Source organism: Streptomyces sp. NPDC048416 (assembly GCF_043200435.1).
GTDB lineage: Bacteria > Actinomycetota > Actinomycetes > Streptomycetales > Streptomycetaceae > Streptomyces.
Genome location: NZ_JBICXU010000005.1, coordinates 106,824 through 123,397, shown reverse-complemented (window position 1 = coordinate 123,397; position 16,574 = coordinate 106,824). Strand labels below are relative to the sequence as shown.

The following is a 16,574-nucleotide window of genomic DNA, read 5'->3' as shown; positions in this document are numbered from 1 at the left end:
GGGCGCCGGGGGCTTTCACGGAGACCGCACTGTGATCCCACGGGGATTTCGGGAAGCGACTTCGGCCGTCTAACGTGCCTATCCATGACCGCCCCACCGACCCGGACCGCTCCCCGGCGTCGCAGGCTGGGCTGGCCACGGCGGGTCTTCTCCCAGGTCCTGCTCATGCAGCTGGCCATCGCGGCGGGCGTCGCCGTGCTCGCGACGGGCCTCTTCCTCGCTCCGCTCGGCGCCCAGCTCGACGACCAGGCCATGCGCCGCGCGCTCGCGATCGCCGCGGCCACCGCTGCCGAGCCGCACCTCGCCGGCGACCTGGTGGCCTCCCGGCCGTCCGCCGACGGACCGGTGCAGGCGGAGGCGGAACGCGTCAGGCTGGCGACGCACGCCGAGTACGTGGTCGTCATGGACACCCGGGGGGTGCGCTGGTCGCACCCCGAACCCGGCGAGATCGGCCAGGTCGTCTCCACCGACCCCGAGGATGCCCTCGCGGGCCACGACGTCATGGAGATCGACAGCGGCACCCTGGGCCGCTCGGCCCGGGGCAAGGTCCCGCTGCGCGACGCGGGCGGCCGGATCGTCGGCGCCGTCTCGGTGGGCATCGAGTACGACAGCGTGCGGGCCAGGCTCCTGCACGCGATCCCGGGCCTGCTCGCCTACGCGGGCGGCGCGCTCGCGGTGGGCGCGCTCGCCGCGTTCCTCATCGCGCGGCGCATCCAGCGCCAGACCCGCGACCTGGCCTTCTCCGACATCTCCGGGCTGCTCGCCGAGCGCGAGGCCATGCTCCACTCCATCCGTGAAGGGGTGGTCGCACTCGACCGGGGCGGCCGGATCAGACTCCTCAACGACGAGGCGCAGCGGCTGCTGGGCGTCGGACCGGAGGCCACGGGCCGGGCACTTGACGACGTGCTGGGCGCGGGCCGTACGACCGAGGTGCTGACCGGCCGGGTCGAAGGAACCGACCTCCTGACGGTGCGCGGCCACCGTGTCCTGGTCGCCAACCGGATGCCGACCGAGGACGGCGGCGCCGTGGCCACGCTGCGTGACCGCACCGAGCTGGAGCGTCTGGGGCGCGAGCTCGACTCGACGCGCGGTCTGATCGACGCCCTGCGCGCCCAGGACCATGAGCACGCCAACCGGCTGCACACCCTGCTCGGCCTGCTCGAACTGGAGCTGTACGAGGAGGCCGTCGAGTTCATCACCGAGGTGGTCGGGGTGCGCCGGGCCACCGCCGAGCAGGTCACCGAGAAGGTCAGGGACCCGCTGCTCGCCGCCGTCCTGGTCGGAAAGGCGACGGTCGCCGCCGAACGCGCGGTGGCCCTGAGCCTGTCCCCGGCCACGCTCCTGCCGGACCGGCTCGTCGACCCGCGCGGCCTGGTCACGGTCACCGGCAACCTCGTCGACAACGCGCTCGACGCGACAGCCGGCTCGCCCGGCGCCGCGGTGGAGGTGGAGCTGCGCGCCGAGGGACGTACCGTCGTCGTACGGGTCCGTGACAACGGCCCCGGCATCCCCGGGGAGCTGCGTGAGCTGGTCTTCACCGAAGGCTGGACGACCAAGGAACCGCCCGCGCACGGCAAGCGGGGGCTGGGGCTCGCGCTGGTCGGGCGCTTCGCGGAACGGATGGGCGGCCATGCGCGGGTCGATACGGGGCCGGACGGCGGGGCCGAGTTCACCGTCGTCCTGCCCGATGCGTTGAGCGAGGCGCCTGGCTCCGCCCAGGGCGGGCACGGGGACCCGGCCGGGGCGCCGGGCGGGAAAACCGACCCCGGCGCCGAGGATGATCCGCACCGGCGCAGGGCCGTGGAGGAGGCGCGATGATCGACGTACTGGTCGTGGACGACGATCCCCGGGTCGCCGACATCAATGCCGCGTACACCGCGAAGGTTCCCGGCTTCCGGGTGGTGGCGCAGGCGCATTCCGCCGCGCAGGCACTCGCCCGGATCGTCGAGCAGCCGGTGGATCTGGTGCTGCTCGACCACTATCTCCCGGACGACAACGGCCTCGCCTTCGTGCGGGAGCTGCGCAGGCTCGGCCACCACACGGACGTGATCATGGTGACGGCGGCCCGCGATGTCACCACCGTCCAGGCGGCGATGCGCCAGGGCGCGCTCCAGTACCTGGTCAAACCCTTCAACTTCGCGGGGCTGCGCACCAAGCTGGAGGCGTACGCCGTGCTGCGCCGCACCCTGGACGGCGGGGGCGAGGCCGAGCAGGCGGAAGTGGACCGGATCTTCGGGGCGCTGTCCGTCTCCGCCGAGCCCGACCTTCCCAAGGGCCACTCCCCCACCACCGCCGACCTGCTGCGCAGGGTTCTGAAGGCGGCCGAAGGCCCGCTCTCGGCGCAGGAGATCGCGGAGCGGGCCGGGGTGAGCCGCCAGACCGCCCAGCGCTATCTGAAGCTGCTCGAACGGGCCGGACGGGTGCGGCTCGGCCTGCGCTACGGCGAGACCGGCCGCCCCGAGCACCGCTACGAGTGGGCGGCCTCGCTGTAGAAGACGGGCTCGTACCTCGCCGTCCCCCGGGGCGGCGGGTCAGGCCTGGGGCGCCTTCTTCACAAACTCCGTCGTGAAGGTCTGCGACAGATCGACCTTCGCCGATTTGAGATTGGGGTTGAACGCCTTGAGCACCCGCTCGACCGTCTCGGGACCGTTCGCGGGCATGACGCCGTCCTTGGTGAACATCGGCAGCGTGCTCTTGATCGCCTGCGCGTAGAGCGCCTTGCCGCCCTGCCCGTAGTCCGCCGGCATCGTCGCCGCGATCTCTTCCGCGCTGTGCGTGGACATCCAACGCAGGGTCTTCACCAGGGCGTTCACCAGCTTCTGCGCCGTCTGCCGATGGCGGTTCACCCACTGCGTGTTCATGTACAGACTGGAGGAGGGATACGGCCCGCCGAGGGCCTGCTGCGAACCTTCCGGCGTGCGCATGTCGATCAGGACCTGGCCGAGCTTCTGGTCCACGAGCGCGGCCACGGTCGGGTCGGTGGTCATGCCGGCCTGGACGGAGCCCTGCTTCAGCGCGGCGATGAACGTCTGTCCCGCGCCCACCGCCACGGGCGTGAACTCGCTCGTGGCCACGCCGTCCCGTACGGCGAGGTACTTGGTGAGGAAGTCCGTCGACGAACCGAGCCCGGTGACTCCCAGCTTCTTGCCCTTGAAGTCCTTGGGCGACCTGATGGTCGCGGCGGCCTGGTTGGAGACGATCTCCACCTCGCCCGGCGCGTGCGAGAACTGCACCACCGACTCCACCTTCTTGCCCTTGACCTGGAGGTCGAGGGTGTGGTCGTAGAAGCCGACCGCGCCCTGGACGTCGCCGGAGATCAGCGCGGTCTCGGCCTGCACCCCGGCAGGCTCGGTCAGCAACTCCACGTCCAGGCCCTCGGTTTTGAAGTAGCCGAGCCGCTGGGTCAGCATCGCGGGCAGGTAGATGACCTTGTCGAGGCCGCCGACCATCACCTTGATCCTGGCCTGCCCCGACGCGCTCTTGGCATCCGAGGCGGAGTCGCCCCCGCATCCGGAGAGCGTCATGAGCAGGGCGACGGAGAGCCCGCCCGCGAGAAGGGCCGACGGCGACGGCAGTCTGCGGGGGCCGCGTGTGGCGGGTCGGCGCCAACCGGCTTGGGGGGTGCGGTGGTTGGGGTTGGCGTTGGCGTTGGGCTTGGGGTTGCTTCGCATGATCATCACGTCCGTGTGGGCAAGGGTCGGTACGGGAGGGGGCGTACGGGTCCAGCTGTGGCGTCGGGGGCCGGCCGTGGCGTCGGGGCCAGCGGTGCCGGGGCTCGTCAGCGTTCGGAGCCGGGCTCCGCCGGGCGCCAGCGGAAGAGCCGTCGTTCGGCGAAGGTGAGCAATCCCTCGGTGAGCAGGGCGACGACCGCGAGGATGGCCATCGCCGCATACACCCCGGCGGCGTTGAAGGTCCCCTGCGAGGCGGCCACCAGGAGCCCCAGGCCCTTGGTCGCGCCGATGTACTCGCCGACGATCGCCCCGATCAGCGCGAACCCGAAGCTGACATGGAGGCTGGTGAAGATCCAGGAGGTCGCGCAGGGGATGACGACCTGAAGGGTGACCCGGCGGTTGCTCGCGCCCAGGATGCGGGCGTTGTTCACCAGGTTCCGGTCGACCTCCCGCGCCCCCTGGAAGGCGTTGAAGAAGACCGGGAAGAAGACGAGGACGACGGCGGAAGCGATCTTCGAAGCCGGCCCGAGCCCGAACCAGATCAGGAAGACGGGCGCGAGCACGATGCGCGGGATGGCGTTGAGCACCTTGATGTACGGGCCGAGGACATCGGCGAGGAAGCGGATCCGGCCAAGCGCGATGCCGAGGACGACACCGGCCGCCACCCCGACGACCCAGCCGAGCAGCGCCTCGTAGAGCGTGTACCAGATCTGTTCCCAGAGCGGCCCCTGCGCGGTGCCGTTCAGGGCCCAGTCCCGCACCTGGGCCCAAATGGCCGACGGCATCGAGAAGTTGAAGGGGTCGATCACCTCGGCGCGGGCCAGGATCTCCCATGCCCCGAAGACCAGGGCCAGGAGCAGGACGCGGCTGCCGTGGACCAGGAACCTGCGGTTGCGCGCGGCCCTGGCGCGGGTCAGGGTGCGGGCCCCGGTCGCGGTATCGGCCGGGCCACTGGTGCCGCCCGGAGCGCTGGTCCCTGCCGGAGCACTCGTGCCGGACGGCATCGGCGGTACCGCGCGGGCGTCGGTGTCATGCTGCATCGGCGGCGCCCCGCTCCCTGGTGATGCGGACCTCTTCGCCGAGCGACTGCCAGATCTCCCGGTACATCTCGATGAAACGGGGCTCCAGGCGCACCGCCTCCACCTTGCGCGGGCGCGGCAGGTCGATGTCGAAGATCCGCTTCACGGTGGCCGGGCCCGCGGTCATCACCACCACCCGGTCGGCCAGGGCGATCGACTCCTCCAGGTCGTGGGTGACGAACACGATGGAAGCCCCGGTGCCGGACCACAGGTCCAAAAGCTCGTCCGACATCAGGGCCCTGGTCTGCACGTCCAGGGCCGAGAACGGCTCGTCCATCAGCAGGATGCGGGGGTCGTTGACGAAGGTCGCGGCGAGGGCGACGCGTTTGCGCTGGCCACCCGAGAGCTGGTGGGGATAGCGGTCCTCGAAGGCCGTCAGGCCGACCCTGGCGAGCCAGCTGCGGGCCATCTCCTTCGCCTCGGCCTTCGGTACGCCCCGAAAGCGCGGACCCGCCATGACGTTGGAGAGCACCGTACGCCAAGGGAAGACGGCATCCTGCTGGAAGACAAAACCGACCTGGTCGCCGATGCCCTCCACGGGCTGCCCGGCCACCAGGACCTCGCCTTCGGTGGGCTCCTCCAAGCCGCTGACCAGGGTCAGCGTGGTCGATTTTCCGCAGCCGGTGGGGCCGACGACGGCCACGAACTCGCCCTGGCGCACGGTCAGATCGAGGTCCCGCACGGCGGTGTGCAGCGCCCCCGACGGCGTACGGAACGACTTGCCCGCGCCCCTGAGCTCGATGGCGGGGCTGGTGTCTGTGTTCATGGAGCGGGACCGTAGGCGCGGCGCCCGCCTTGGCGTCAGCCTTGTGGGCACTGGACGCACTTGTGCGCGCAAACCCCTGTTGTGCTCGTTTTGCGCGCGATACAACTGCGGAGTTCACAGCGGCGCCCTTCACGCGGCGGACTTCGCAGCGCGAGGTCACAGCGTGGGGGCTCACGGCGCGGAGCCCCCGGCGCGGAGCTCACGGCGTGGGGCACAGCACGGAGCCAACGGCGTGGGGCTCGCAGCGCGGGGGACGCCGTGTCGGCCTCGGAGAGGAAAGCGTCTTGATCGACGTCCTGGTCGTGGACGACGACTTCCGTGTCGCGGAGATCAACGCGGCCTACGTCGGGAAGGTTCCCGGGTTCCGGGTCGCGGCGCGTGCGCACAGCGCCGCGCAGGCGCTGGCCGCCCTGGAACACCACCGGATCGACCTCGTCCTGCTCGACCACTTCCTGCCCGACGAGACCGGGCTCAGCCTGGTCCGCCGGATGCGCCAGCACGGCCACCACACCGACGTGATCATGGTGACCTCGGCGAACGACGTGGCGACCGTCCAGGCCGCGATGCGGCACGGCGCGCTGCACTATCTGGTGAAGCCGTTCACCTTCGCGGGGCTGCGGGCCAAACTCGACGCGTACGCCACCCTGCGGCGCACGGTCGAGCGGGCGGCGGGGGCGTATGGCGCCGAGCCCTGCGCGCAGGACCAGGAGCAGGTCGACCGGATCTTCGCGGCCCTGCGCACCGGGCTGCCGACCCGTCACTCGGTGCCGACGGCCGAGCTGATCCGTGATGTCCTGCACGACGCCGACGGTCCGCTGTCCGCCCACGAGGTCGCCGGGCGCACGGGCCTCAGCCGCTCCACCGCACAGCGCTATCTGCGCCTTCTCGAACAGTCCGGCCGTCTGCGGCTCACCCTGCGCTACGGCGAAACGGGCCGCCCGGAACACCGCTACGCCTGGGCGGTGTGAGACCGGGGCGGCCCGCTCGGCTATACCGCTCCGGCCCCGGTCAGGGCCCGTACCTCCGCCTCCGCGTGCTTCTCCTCGTCCGGCACCTCGTGTGAGGTCACCGTGCCGAGCCAGCCCGCCAGGAATCCCAGCGGGATGGAGAGCAGCCCCGGGTTCTGCAGCGGGAAGAACTGGAAGTCCACGCCGGGGAAAAGTGAATCGGGGCTGCCGGACACCACGGGCGAGACCAGGACCAGGACCAGCGCCGGAACGAGCCCCCCGTACACCGACCACACCGCGCCCCGCGTCGTGAAGTTCCGCCAGAACAGGGAGAAGAGCAGCACCGGCAGGTTCGCGGAGGCGGCCACCGCGAAGGCGAGACCGACCAGGAAGGCCACGTTCAGGTCCCGGGCCAGCAGGCCGAGCGCGATGGCCACCGCCCCGATCCCCACCGCGGCGACCCGCGCGACCGCGACCTCGCTGCGCTGCTTGGCGTGCCGGCGTCGGAGAGAGGCGTACAGATCGTGGGCGACGGAGGCCGAGGACGCGAGGGTGATGCCCGCGACCACCGCGAGGATCGTGGCGAAGGCGACGGCGGCCACCACCGCGAAGAGGACCGTTCCCCCGGTGGAACCCGCTCCGCCTCCGAGGTTGTAGGCGAGCAGCGCGACAGCGGTGTTGCCTGCCGGGTTCGACGCCTTGACCTCGGCCGAGCCGACCAGCGCGGCCGCGCCGAAGCCGAGCACGATCGTCATCAGATAGAAACCGCCGATGAGGCCGATGGACCAGATCACCGAGCGGCGTGCCGCCCGGGCGGTCGGCACGGTGTAGAAGCGCGAGAGGATGTGCGGCAGCCCGGCCGTGCCGAGCACCAGGGCGAGGCCCAGGCTGATGAAGTCGAGCCGCGCCGTCCAGTCGCCGCCGTACTTGAGGCCGGGTGCCAGGAACTTCTGCCCGTGGCCGCTGTGTTCGGCCGCCGAGTTGAGCAGCAGGTTGATGTCGCCGTGGAAGCGCAGCAGCACCAGCACGGTGAGCGTGATCGTGCCGGCCATGAGCAGGACGGCCTTCACGATCTGGATCCAGGTGGTGGCCCGCATCCCGCCGAGCGACACATAGACCACCATCAGGGCGCCGACCCCGATGACCGTCCAGTTCCGCGCGGCGCCGCTGGTGCCGCCGAGCAGCAGGGCGACCAGGCTGCCCGCGCCGACCATCTGCGCCACCAGATAGAGAACGGACACGGTGACCGAGGACGTTCCCGCCGCGATCCGCACCGGGCGCTCGCTCATCCTGGCGGCGACCACGTCGGCGAGGGTGAACTTGCCGCAGTTGCGGACCAGTTCGGCGACCAGGAGCAGCACCACGAGCCAGGCGACAAGGAAGCCGACGCTGTACAGCATGCCGTCGTAGCCGAAGAGCGCGATCAGTCCGGAGATGCCGAGGAAGGACGCCGCCGACATGTAGTCGCCCGCGATGGCAAAACCGTTTTCCATGGGTGAGAACAGTCGCCCGCCCGTGTAGAACTCCTCGGCCGAGCCGTGCCGGTTGCGGCTCACCCAGGTGGTGATGGCGAGCGTCGCCGCCACGAACGCGCTGAACAGCAGCAGCGCCAGAGTCTGGTGGTCCCCGCCGACGTTCATCTGTTGGTCCCTCGTGTCGTTCCCTGTCCGTCGCCCTGCCGGCCCGTCTCGGCCGGTGCGGCCTGCCGGCCGAGCCGGTGGCGCGGTTCCTGCCCGGCCTGCCGGTGGCGCGCGCTCTGGCGGTCGCGCTGGTCGTAGCGGTCACGCTCGTCCTGCTGGTCCTGCTGGTCCTGCTGGTCCTGCGGGCTGCTCGGGCGCTGGTAACCGGCCACGGGGTGCTCGCTGTGCGGGAGTTGGCCGCTGTGCAGATATTCCTGACTCCGCAGGTGCTGCTGGTGCTGCCGGCGCTGCTGGTTGTTCCGGTTCTGGTGGTTCTGCTCGAACACCACCCAGCGCAGTTCGAGCGCGGCCCGGTCCCGGCGCAGCCGGGCATGGCGTGCGTACGCCCAGGTCAGCAGGAACGTGGTGAGGAACTGGGCCACACCGGCGACCATCGCGACGTTCACCGCGCCCGCCACCGGGCGTGCCATGAGGTCGGGAGCGCCGACCGCGGTGATCACATAGGCCAGGTACCAGGCGAAGAAGGCGAGCGTGGCCGGGACCACGAACCGGCGGTAGCGGCGCCGCACTTCCTGGAAGGCGGGGCTCCGGTGCACTTCGAGATAGATCTCGGCCGGGCTGAGGCGTTCGTCCTCGTCGCCCCGTTGCTGCGCGGGCACGGTCGCGGCCGCCGCCTCGCCGTCCAGCTCGCCCCACCCGGAGGCGAGGACGTCATACCAAGGGTCGTCGATCCGCGCCGCCGCGGGATCACGCCCTTCCTGCTTCTCCACCGAACAACTCTCCTTGCCCACGGCCCCGTTCGGCCACGTGCCCAAGGATGGGCAGAGGCGGCCGGACCCGGGCCACCCGGGACGGCCCCTTCACCCCATTAGGTGACGGAAAAGGCGTCAGGAGAGTGAGCTGCCGGACGGCCGGGTCAGCCCATTGCGGTAGGCGTACCGCACGGCCCGGGCCGGTAGGCGTACCGCACGGCCCGGGCGGTAGCCTCGGCGTCGAGTCGCGGCACATGGCCCACGTGCCCGGCCCCGACCGCGGTCTTCCCGCCGGGGCCGGCCGAGCCGGGTCCGCGGGGTCACACGCGGTCCTTCCCCATCTGCGGCACGCTGCTTCGGGCTGCGCCGCCGTACGGCGTGGCGGCCGGGCCGGCCCGCCACATCAGGATGCCGCCGCGGACGAGCAGGGAGGCGGCCAGGGCCAGCAGGATGGCGCCGGTGCCCAGGTGGATCCCGGCGAGGGCGCCGAGGCCGGCGAGCCCCAGCCGAAGGACGATGCCGAGGACCCATGTCCCGGCCGTGGCTTTGGTGCCGCGGGACCACATCGTGCCGTCCGCCTCGGTCCATGTCTTCGACGTCCAGGCCCAGCCCACGCCCATCAGTACCCCGATCAGGGTCTCCGCGGCGAGCAGCGCGACCGACGCCGTCGGATGGTGGTGATCGACCAGGTCGCCGTTCTTGACCGAGAAGAACAGCAGGATCGCGGGGACGAGCCACCAGCGCCGGGAGCCGTCCAGCCGCTGCGGCTTGAACTGGCGGGCCAGGATCAACGCCACCACGGCGACGGCCACCAACACATTGAGGAGCGCGGACATCGAAGCCTCCGGACGATGGGACGGACGGAACGGTCGGTACGTCCAGAACGCTACGGAAACCGGGTGGTCACAGGCATCGGAGCAGGGGTGGAGCGCGGATGGACGTTCGCTCTCCACCCAGGGGTGGAGACGGCGAACGCCGGCCCGCGAAAGGTTCGCGGACCGGCGTTCGTCAGGACCGGGTCAGGCAGGCGTCGAGCCCGTCACGCGTCGATGCGCGAGCGGTCCAGGGTGGCGGCGGAGCTGGTGATGAACTCCTTGCGCGGCGCCACCTCGTTGCCCATCAGCAGATCGAAGACCTGCTCGGAGGCTTCCAGATCGCCGATGTTGATCCGGCGCAGGGTGCGGAACCGCGGGTCCATGGTGGTCTCGGCCAGCTGGTCGGCGTCCATCTCTCCGAGGCCCTTGTAGCGCTGGATGGTGTCCTTGTAGCGGACGTTCTTGCGCTGGAATTCGAGCAGCGTGGTGCGCAGCTCGTTGTCCGAGTACGTGTAGACGTACTTGTCCTGGCCCTTCTTGGGCTGGACCAGCTCGATCCGGTGCAGTGGCGGGACCGCGGCGAAGACCCGGCCGGCCTCGACCATCGGGCGCATGTAGCGCTGGAAGAGAGTCAGCAGCAGGATGCGGATGTGCGCGCCGTCGACATCGGCGTCGACGAGGAGCACGATCTTGCCGTACCGCGCGGCGTCGATGTCGAAGGTCCGGCCCGAGCCCGCCCCTATGACCTGGATGATCGCGCCGCACTCCGCGTTCTTCAGCATGTCGGAGACCGACGCCTTCTGAACGTTGAGGATCTTGCCGCGGATCGGCAGGAGCGCCTGGAACTCGGAGTTCCGCGCCAGCTTGGCGGTGCCCAGCGCCGAGTCGCCCTCGACGATGAACAGTTCGCTGCGCTCCACGTCGTCACTGCGGCAGTCGGCCAGCTTGGCCGGCAGCGACGAGGACTCCAGCGCGGTCTTACGGCGCTGCGCCTCCTTGTGCTGGCGGGCCGCGATGCGGGTGCGGGCGGCCGCGACGATCTTGTCGAGGACGGCCCGTGCCTGGGCCTTGGCATCCCGCTTGGTGGAGGTCAGGAACTCCTTGAGCTCCTTGGCGACCACGGCCGCGACGATCCGGTTGGCCGCGGACGTGCCGAGGACTTCCTTGGTCTGGCCCTCGAACTGCGGCTCGGCGAGCCGCACGGTGACGACCGCGGTGAGCCCTTCGAGCGCGTCGTCCTTGACGACGTCGTCCTCGGCGACCCTCAGCATCTTGGTGGAGCGCAGCACCTCGTTGACGGTCTTGGTGACCGCGCGCTCGAAGCCGCTGACGTGGGTGCCGCCCTTGGGGGTGGCGATGATGTTCACGAAGGACTTGAGGTTGGTGTCGTACCCGGTGCCCCAGCGCAGCGCGATGTCCACGCCCAGTTCCCGGGTGACCTCGGTGGGTGTCATGTGACCGCGGTCGTCCAGGACCGGGACGGTCTCCTTGAAGGTGCCCGAGCCGGTGAGGCGCAGGACGTCGTTGACGGCCTTGTCCTGCGCCAGGTACTCGCAGAACTCGCTGATTCCGCCGTCGAAGCGGAACGTCTCCTCGGTCTTGCCCTCGCCGTCGAGACCGCGCTCGTCCCGTACGACGATGGTCAGGCCGGGCACCAGGAAGGCCGTCTGGCGGGCCCGCTGGTAGAGCGTGTCCAGGGAGAGCTTGGCGTCCTTGAGGAAGATCTGGCGGTCGGCCCAGTACCGGATGCGGGTGCCGGTGCGGCCCTTGGGCACGCGCTTGCCCTTGAGCAGCCCGTTGCCCGGGTCGAAGGGCGCGTCGGGGCCCTGCTCGGTGAAGATGCCGGGGACGCCGCGCCGGAAGCTGATCGTGTGCGTGGTGCCCCGGTCCACCTCGACGTCGAGGCGGGCGGAGAGCGCGTTGACCACGGAGGCGCCCACGCCGTGCAGGCCGCCGGACGCGGCGTAGGAGCCGCCGCCGAACTTGCCGCCGGCGTGCAGCTTGGTCATCACGACCTCGACGCCGGAGAGCCCGGTCTTGGGCTCGACGTCGACGGGGATGCCCCGGCCGTTGTCGCGCACCTCGACGGAGGCGTCGTCGTGCAGGATCACTTCGATGTGGTCGCAGTGGCCGCCCAGGGCCTCGTCGACGGAGTTGTCGATGATTTCCCAGAGGCAGTGCATCAGGCCGCGGCTGTCCGTGGACCCGATGTACATGCCGGGTCGCTTGCGGACCGCTTCGAGGCCTTCGAGTACGAGCAGATGCCGAGCGGTGTAGTTGGAGCCGTCGCGGTCTGCCCCGCTCAGCAGCGCAGTGGACGGAACGGACGTCTCGGCGGTCACGCAGTTCGCTCCTCGCTGAATTTCAATGGCGCCCCGATGGGTAAGGGGCCGGCGTCGGTCGCCGGTGAGAGGGTACCGAGGCCTGGTAGAGCCGTTGTAACGCCACCCTCGCGAAACCTCATGCTAGTCCAGCGTCGCAAGCATGTTCGATCCCTCGTTGGGGTGATGCGGATATCACGTTCCCAATCAGGCATGAACCATTTAGGCTCCGGGCACGTCCTCATGAACAACCGGCAACCCCGCCGGGAGGGCCAAACAAGACAAGCAACGCGAAACCCGTAAAGCTCCGCAATACGGCTCATTCGCCGCCAACCGGCAGCAGACAGCCACCTTGACCAAGAAGTTTCGAGGAAAAGCCACGAGCGGGAACGTTTTCGGCCTGGTTGGATGTTGACCCTGGTACGACAGCTCGTCGAGCTAGAGAAGAGGCGACGTGACTACTGTTCTGACCCCCGCGAGCCCCCTGACGGCCGCCGACCGTTGCGACCGCTGCGGCGCACAGGCCTACCTTCGCGTAGTCCTCACCAGCGGCGGCGAGCTGCTCTTCTGCGCTCATCACGGACGTAAGTTCGAGCCGGAACTGAAGAAGATCGCCGCTGACATACAGGACGAGACGGACCGCCTCACGGCGGTGCCCGAGTCCACGGGCGACGAGGATCGCTGAGACCTCGCACCACGACGAGCCAGGGCCGGTCCAGGACCGGCGACGGGCGGCACTCCCCGTGCAGGGGGAATGCCGCCCGTTCTCATGTCCGCTTCACACGGCGGTGCGCGTCACACGGCCGGGGCCGATGGCCAGGGCACGGCCGACACCCGGGTGTAGACCCCGGGGTAGCCGCGCTGCCCGCAGCCGTTCCCCCAGGACACCAGGCCGATGAGCTTGCCTCCGGCCACCAGCGGGCCCCCGCTGTCGCCCTGACACGCGTCGTGACCGCCCTCGGGATCGCCTGCGCACAGCATGGTGGCCCGCAGGTACGTGCCGTCCGAGTTCGGCGGGTAGGGGGCCTCACAGGCCGCGTCGGTCAGGACCGAGACCTGGGCCGCGCGCAGGGCCGTCGGATAGCTGCCACTGCCCGTCGTGTCGCCCCAGCCGTACACCGTGGCCCGTGCGCCCGGCTGGTAGCCCGGGTCCGCGGCCGCGGCCGTCGGGATCACGTACGAGGCCGGCAGCGGCTGGGCCAGGGTCAGCATCGCCAGGTCGCCCGCGTTGGTGCCCGGGTCGTAGCCGGGGTTCACCCAGGTGGTCTTCACCGGGATCTCCTGGCCGGTGGCCGAGCGCAGTTCGGTGCGGCCCGCGATCACCTTGAGGTCGCGCACCTTGGAGACGTCCATGCCCAGCACGTCGCTGCGCAGGCAGTGGGCGGCGGTGAGGACGGTGGTGGGCGAGACCACCGCGCCCCCGCAGAACTGGCCCGCCCGCGTACGTCCGAACCGGTCACGGCTGGACAGCGCCACGGCCCAGGGGCTGTCCGTGATCTGGACCTGTTGACCGCCGATGACGATCTCGTCGGCGGCCGCGGGTGACGGCGCCCCCAGGGCGGTGACCGCGAGGACGGCCGTCCCCGTGACGGCGCGGGCGATGGAGGGGCGCATACGGTCTCCTGACTCTCGGTGACACAGGCACACCCAGCGTCATTCAGGGACTGCCGCATCGCACCCCCGGACACGCGGGAGGGCCCGGTCTCCGTTGGGAAGACCGGGCCCTCGCCGGGGTGGGACCGCGACCTAGTCGAGGTAGTCGCGCAGCACCTGCGAACGCGACGGGTGGCGCAGCTTCGACATGGTCTTGGACTCGATCTGGCGGATCCGCTCGCGGGTCACGCCGTAGACCTTGCCGATCTCGTCCAGGGTCTTGGGCTGGCCGTCGGTGAGGCCGAAGCGCATGGAGACCACGCCCGCCTCACGCTCCGACAGGGTGTCGAGCACCGAGTGCAGCTGCTCCTGGAGGAGCGTGAAGCTGACCGCGTCGGCCGGGACGACCGCCTCGGAGTCCTCGATGAGGTCACCGAACTCGCTGTCGCCGTCCTCACCCAGGGGGGTGTGCAGCGAGATCGGCTCACGGCCGTACTTCTGGACCTCGATGACCTTCTCGGGGGTCATGTCGAGCTCCTTGGCCAGCTCCTCCGGGGTGGGCTCACGGCCCAGGTCCTGGAGCATCTGGCGCTGGACGCGCGCGAGCTTGTTGATGACCTCGACCATGTGCACCGGGATACGGATGGTGCGGGCCTGGTCGGCCATGGCGCGGGTGATCGCCTGACGGATCCACCAGGTGGCGTACGTGGAGAACTTGTAGCCCTTGGTGTAGTCGAACTTCTCGACCGCGCGGATCAGACCGAGGTTGCCCTCCTGGATCAGGTCGAGGAAGAGCATGCCGCGGCCGGTGTAGCGCTTGGCCAGGGAGACCACCAGACGGAGGTTGGCCTCCAGGAGGTGGTTCTTGGCGCGGCGGCCGTCCTCGGCGATGATCTCCAGCTCGCGCTTGAGCTTCGGCGCCAGCTTGTCGGCGTTGGCCAGCTTGTCCTCGGCGAACAGGCCGGCCTCGATGCGCTTGGCGAGCTCGACCTCCTGCTCGGCGTTGAGCAGCGGGACCTTGCCGATCTGCTTCAGGTAGTCCTTGACCGGGTCCGCGGTGGCTCCGGCGACGGCGACCTGCTGGGCGGGCGCGTCGTCCTCGTCCTCGTCGGACAGGACGAAGCCCTTGCTCTCGCCCTCGGGCTCCTCGTCGTCGCCCTTGCCGGGAGCGGCGTCCTCAAGGAGCTCGTCGCCCTCGACGGCCTCTTCGTCGTCGCCCTTCTTGGCGGCGCTCTTCTTCGTCGCGGTCTTCTTGGCCGCCGTCTTCTTGGCAGCGGTCTTCTTGACGGCCGCCTTCTTGGCCACGGCCTTCTTGGGGGCGTCCTCGGCCTCGTCGGCCGGTACGCCCACGGTCTCGGACGGGGTCGCGGAGGCGGCGACGGTCCTGGTGGTGGTCACGGTCGTCTTGGCCGCGACCGTCTTGGTGGCGGTGCGCTTCGCCGGGCTCTTCGCTGCGACGCTCTTGCGTGTGCGCTTCGGTGATTCCGCGGCACTGACCATCAGCGTCACACCCTCTTCCTCGAGGATCTGGTTGAGGCTGCGCAGAACATTCTTCCACTGGGTCGGCGGAATCTGGTCGGCTTCGAAGGCCCGACGCACGTCATCGCCGGCGATCTGTCCATCAGCCTTTCCTCGCTCGATGAGCGCCATCACAGACTCGGACTCGGCGATCTCCGGCGGGAGCGTACGGGATGTGCTGGCCGACACGAACAACCTCTCGAAACGATGGAAAACGGCTTCCGGCCCCGCCCAGGATCGGGCCGGAGCCGACGACCACCGGCTGGGGATGTGCCGGGGGCGCGGGCTGAACCTCGGAGCTGCACAGCGCCACGCTTGGCCGCTGTATTCCCTCCTCGGCTGTTACCTCTTAAGTCATCGCATGGTTCCGAGGAGTGTTACGCGCAATCTTCGTGGCCCGAGTCACACCCCAAAAGCGACCAAGGGCCCACAGGGGACCAATACCCCGTATTCGAGCCCGCCGGACCCCTTCGGGGGATCCGGCGGCACCGCGTGTCCTGCGGGGCTCCGGTCAGTGCTCGCGCGGCGCGGGAACGACGCGCTCCACCTCCGGGTGGACCGTGAGCAGTTGCCGCACGGCCGCCTCGGCGGCCAGGGCGTCGCCGTTGGCCAGGGCGTCCACGATCCGGCCGTGGTGCGCGAGAGAGCCGTCCGATGGCCGGTCACAGCCCGTGGCCGGGGCGCCGGAGACCTGGAGGGCGGCCGAGACGATGCCGGACAGGTGCTCAAGCATCCGGTTGCCCGCGAGCTGGATCAGCAGGGAGTGGAACTCGGCGTCGGCCCGCGAGAACGTGAGCGCGTCACCCTGGGCGAGGGCGTGGCCCATGATCTCCACCATGTCGCCGAGTCGCTGCTGGACGTCCTCGCGGCCGTGACCCGCGGCCAGGCGCGCGGCGAGCGGTTCGATGGTCCAGCGCAGCTCGGCCAGCTCGCGGCGCTGGTCGTCACGCTGGGGGCCGAAGGCGCGCCACTCGATGATGTCGGGGTCCAGCAGGTTCCAGTCGCTGACCGGACGGACCCGGGTGCCCACGTTGGGGCGGGCGCTGACGAGACCCTTGGCCTCCAGGACGCGCAGGGACTCGCGGACGACCGTGCGGGAGACCTCGAAGCGCTGGCCGATCTCCTCGGGGACCAGCGGGCGGTCCGCGCCGAGGTCCCCGGAGACGATCATCTGGCCGAGCTGCTGGACGAGTTGACCGTGCAGACCACGGCCGCGGCTGCCCGTCGACCTTCGGCCCACCCGGCCCAGCTCCGTGTCACCGCTGTCCCAGGAGGGGGCCCCGAGCCGGCCGGCCGGGCGCGCCTCGCCGTAGGGGTAGCGGTCGAGTTCGCCCGCGGCGGAGAGGCCGGCTTCGGCGGTGCGGGCGGTCATCATGGTGTGCGCAAGGGTGCTCATGCACCCTTTGTCGGCGGGACTCCCGCGCCCCTTGAGGTCTTTGGTGAAAAGCACACGAAAGGGTGATCACCGCCAC

13 protein-coding genes and 1 pseudogene are annotated in these 16,574 nt (G+C 70.4%); 4 read left to right on the top strand and 10 right to left on the bottom strand.

Annotated features, from left to right (window positions below):
• Positions 1-84 precede the first annotated feature (84 nt).
• Both ACGFW5_RS08860 and ACGFW5_RS08855 read left to right on the top strand, forming a co-directional pair.
• Positions 85-1,818 carry an ATP-binding protein gene (locus ACGFW5_RS08860; protein ID WP_393833489.1) on the top strand — a complete coding sequence of 578 codons (1,734 nt, stop codon included), beginning with the start codon at positions 85-87 and terminating at the stop codon, positions 1,816-1,818.
• A complete protein-coding gene (locus ACGFW5_RS08855) occupies positions 1,815-2,492 on the top strand; it encodes a response regulator (RefSeq protein WP_393833488.1) in 678 nt (225 codons plus the stop codon). The genes ACGFW5_RS08860 and ACGFW5_RS08855 overlap by 4 nt, the downstream gene beginning before the upstream one ends.
• A 39-nt stretch (positions 2,493-2,531) precedes the next feature.
• On the opposite strand, the gene ACGFW5_RS08850 is transcribed toward ACGFW5_RS08855, so the two are convergent.
• The 3 genes from ACGFW5_RS08850 to ACGFW5_RS08840 form a co-directional block, all read right to left on the bottom strand.
• Positions 2,532-3,524: an ABC transporter substrate-binding protein gene (locus ACGFW5_RS08850; RefSeq protein WP_393833696.1), complete on the bottom strand. Its 993-nt coding sequence runs from the start codon at positions 3,522-3,524 to the stop codon at positions 2,532-2,534.
• A gap of 254 nt (positions 3,525-3,778) precedes the next feature.
• Positions 3,779-4,675: an ABC transporter permease gene (locus ACGFW5_RS08845; protein ID WP_393833695.1), complete on the bottom strand. Its 897-nt coding sequence runs from the start codon at positions 4,673-4,675 to the stop codon at positions 3,779-3,781.
• Between the two features lie 25 nt (positions 4,676-4,700).
• Complete coding sequence (locus tag ACGFW5_RS08840) at positions 4,701-5,516, bottom strand: ABC transporter ATP-binding protein (protein ID WP_393833487.1); 816 nt, start codon at positions 5,514-5,516, stop codon at positions 4,701-4,703.
• 284 nt (positions 5,517-5,800) lie between these two features.
• On the opposite strand from ACGFW5_RS08840, the gene ACGFW5_RS08835 reads away from it, so the two are divergent.
• Positions 5,801-6,484 carry a response regulator gene (locus tag ACGFW5_RS08835; protein WP_393833486.1) on the top strand — a complete coding sequence of 228 codons (684 nt, stop codon included), beginning with the start codon at positions 5,801-5,803 and terminating at the stop codon, positions 6,482-6,484.
• 20 nt (positions 6,485-6,504) lie between these two features.
• Here ACGFW5_RS08835 and ACGFW5_RS08830 read toward each other — a convergent pair whose 3' ends face one another.
• The 4 genes and pseudogenes from ACGFW5_RS08830 to ACGFW5_RS08815 form a co-directional block, all read right to left on the bottom strand.
• Positions 6,505-8,103 (bottom strand): cation acetate symporter, encoded by a 1,599-nt coding sequence (locus ACGFW5_RS08830; RefSeq protein ID WP_393833485.1) that lies wholly within the window; start codon positions 8,101-8,103, stop codon positions 6,505-6,507.
• Positions 8,104-8,417: 314 nt separating this feature from the next.
• Positions 8,418-8,873 (bottom strand): annotated as a pseudogene (locus tag ACGFW5_RS08825) (DUF485 domain-containing protein); the annotation flags it as partial.
• Between the two features lie 302 nt (positions 8,874-9,175).
• Positions 9,176-9,691 (bottom strand): DUF1453 domain-containing protein, encoded by a 516-nt coding sequence (locus ACGFW5_RS08820; RefSeq protein WP_393833484.1) that lies wholly within the window; start codon positions 9,689-9,691, stop codon positions 9,176-9,178.
• A 203-nt stretch (positions 9,692-9,894) separates the two neighbouring features.
• Positions 9,895-12,012 (bottom strand): type IIA DNA topoisomerase subunit B, encoded by a 2,118-nt coding sequence (locus ACGFW5_RS08815; RefSeq protein WP_393833483.1) that lies wholly within the window; start codon positions 12,010-12,012, stop codon positions 9,895-9,897.
• Between the two features lie 433 nt (positions 12,013-12,445).
• Here ACGFW5_RS08815 and ACGFW5_RS08810 point away from each other — a divergent pair, with 433 nt between their 5' ends.
• Positions 12,446-12,676: a hypothetical protein gene (locus ACGFW5_RS08810; RefSeq protein ID WP_100575885.1), complete on the top strand. Its 231-nt coding sequence runs from the start codon at positions 12,446-12,448 to the stop codon at positions 12,674-12,676.
• 110 nt (positions 12,677-12,786) lie between these two features.
• On the opposite strand, the gene ACGFW5_RS08805 is transcribed toward ACGFW5_RS08810, so the two are convergent.
• From ACGFW5_RS08805 to ACGFW5_RS08795, 3 genes are all read right to left on the bottom strand, one after another.
• On the bottom strand, positions 12,787-13,605 hold the full coding sequence (locus tag ACGFW5_RS08805; RefSeq protein WP_393833482.1) for a serine protease: 819 nt from the start codon (positions 13,603-13,605) through the stop codon (positions 12,787-12,789).
• Between the two features lie 132 nt (positions 13,606-13,737).
• Positions 13,738-15,291 (bottom strand): RNA polymerase sigma factor, encoded by a 1,554-nt coding sequence (locus ACGFW5_RS08800; RefSeq protein ID WP_393833481.1) that lies wholly within the window; start codon positions 15,289-15,291, stop codon positions 13,738-13,740.
• Between the two features lie 322 nt (positions 15,292-15,613).
• Positions 15,614-16,498, bottom strand: a complete 885-nt coding sequence (locus ACGFW5_RS08795; protein ID WP_393833480.1) for a FadR/GntR family transcriptional regulator — start codon at positions 16,496-16,498, stop codon at positions 15,614-15,616.
• Between the last annotated feature and the right edge of the window lie 76 nt (positions 16,499-16,574).

What these genes read in the sequence shown, in the direction of transcription:
- ACGFW5_RS08860 (WP_393833489.1), top strand. Translation starts at nt 85, where the DNA reads ATGACCGCCCCACCGACCCGGACCGCTCCCCGGCGTCGCAGGCTGGGC.
- ACGFW5_RS08855 (WP_393833488.1), top strand. Translation starts at nt 1,815, where the DNA reads ATGATCGACGTACTGGTCGTGGACGACGATCCCCGGGTCGCCGACATC.
- ACGFW5_RS08830 (WP_393833485.1), bottom strand. Translation starts at nt 8,103, where the DNA reads ATGAACGTCGGCGGGGACCACCAGACTCTGGCGCTGCTGCTGTTCAGC.
- ACGFW5_RS08840 (WP_393833487.1), bottom strand. Translation starts at nt 5,516, where the DNA reads ATGAACACAGACACCAGCCCCGCCATCGAGCTCAGGGGCGCGGGCAAG.
- ACGFW5_RS08805 (WP_393833482.1), bottom strand. Translation starts at nt 13,605, where the DNA reads ATGCGCCCCTCCATCGCCCGCGCCGTCACGGGGACGGCCGTCCTCGCG.
- ACGFW5_RS08795 (WP_393833480.1), bottom strand. Translation starts at nt 16,498, where the DNA reads ATGAGCACCCTTGCGCACACCATGATGACCGCCCGCACCGCCGAAGCC.
- ACGFW5_RS08845 (WP_393833695.1), bottom strand. Translation starts at nt 4,675, where the DNA reads ATGCCGTCCGGCACGAGTGCTCCGGCAGGGACCAGCGCTCCGGGCGGC.
- ACGFW5_RS08820 (WP_393833484.1), bottom strand. Translation starts at nt 9,691, where the DNA reads ATGTCCGCGCTCCTCAATGTGTTGGTGGCCGTCGCCGTGGTGGCGTTG.
- ACGFW5_RS08850 (WP_393833696.1), bottom strand. Translation starts at nt 3,524, where the DNA reads ATGACGCTCTCCGGATGCGGGGGCGACTCCGCCTCGGATGCCAAGAGC.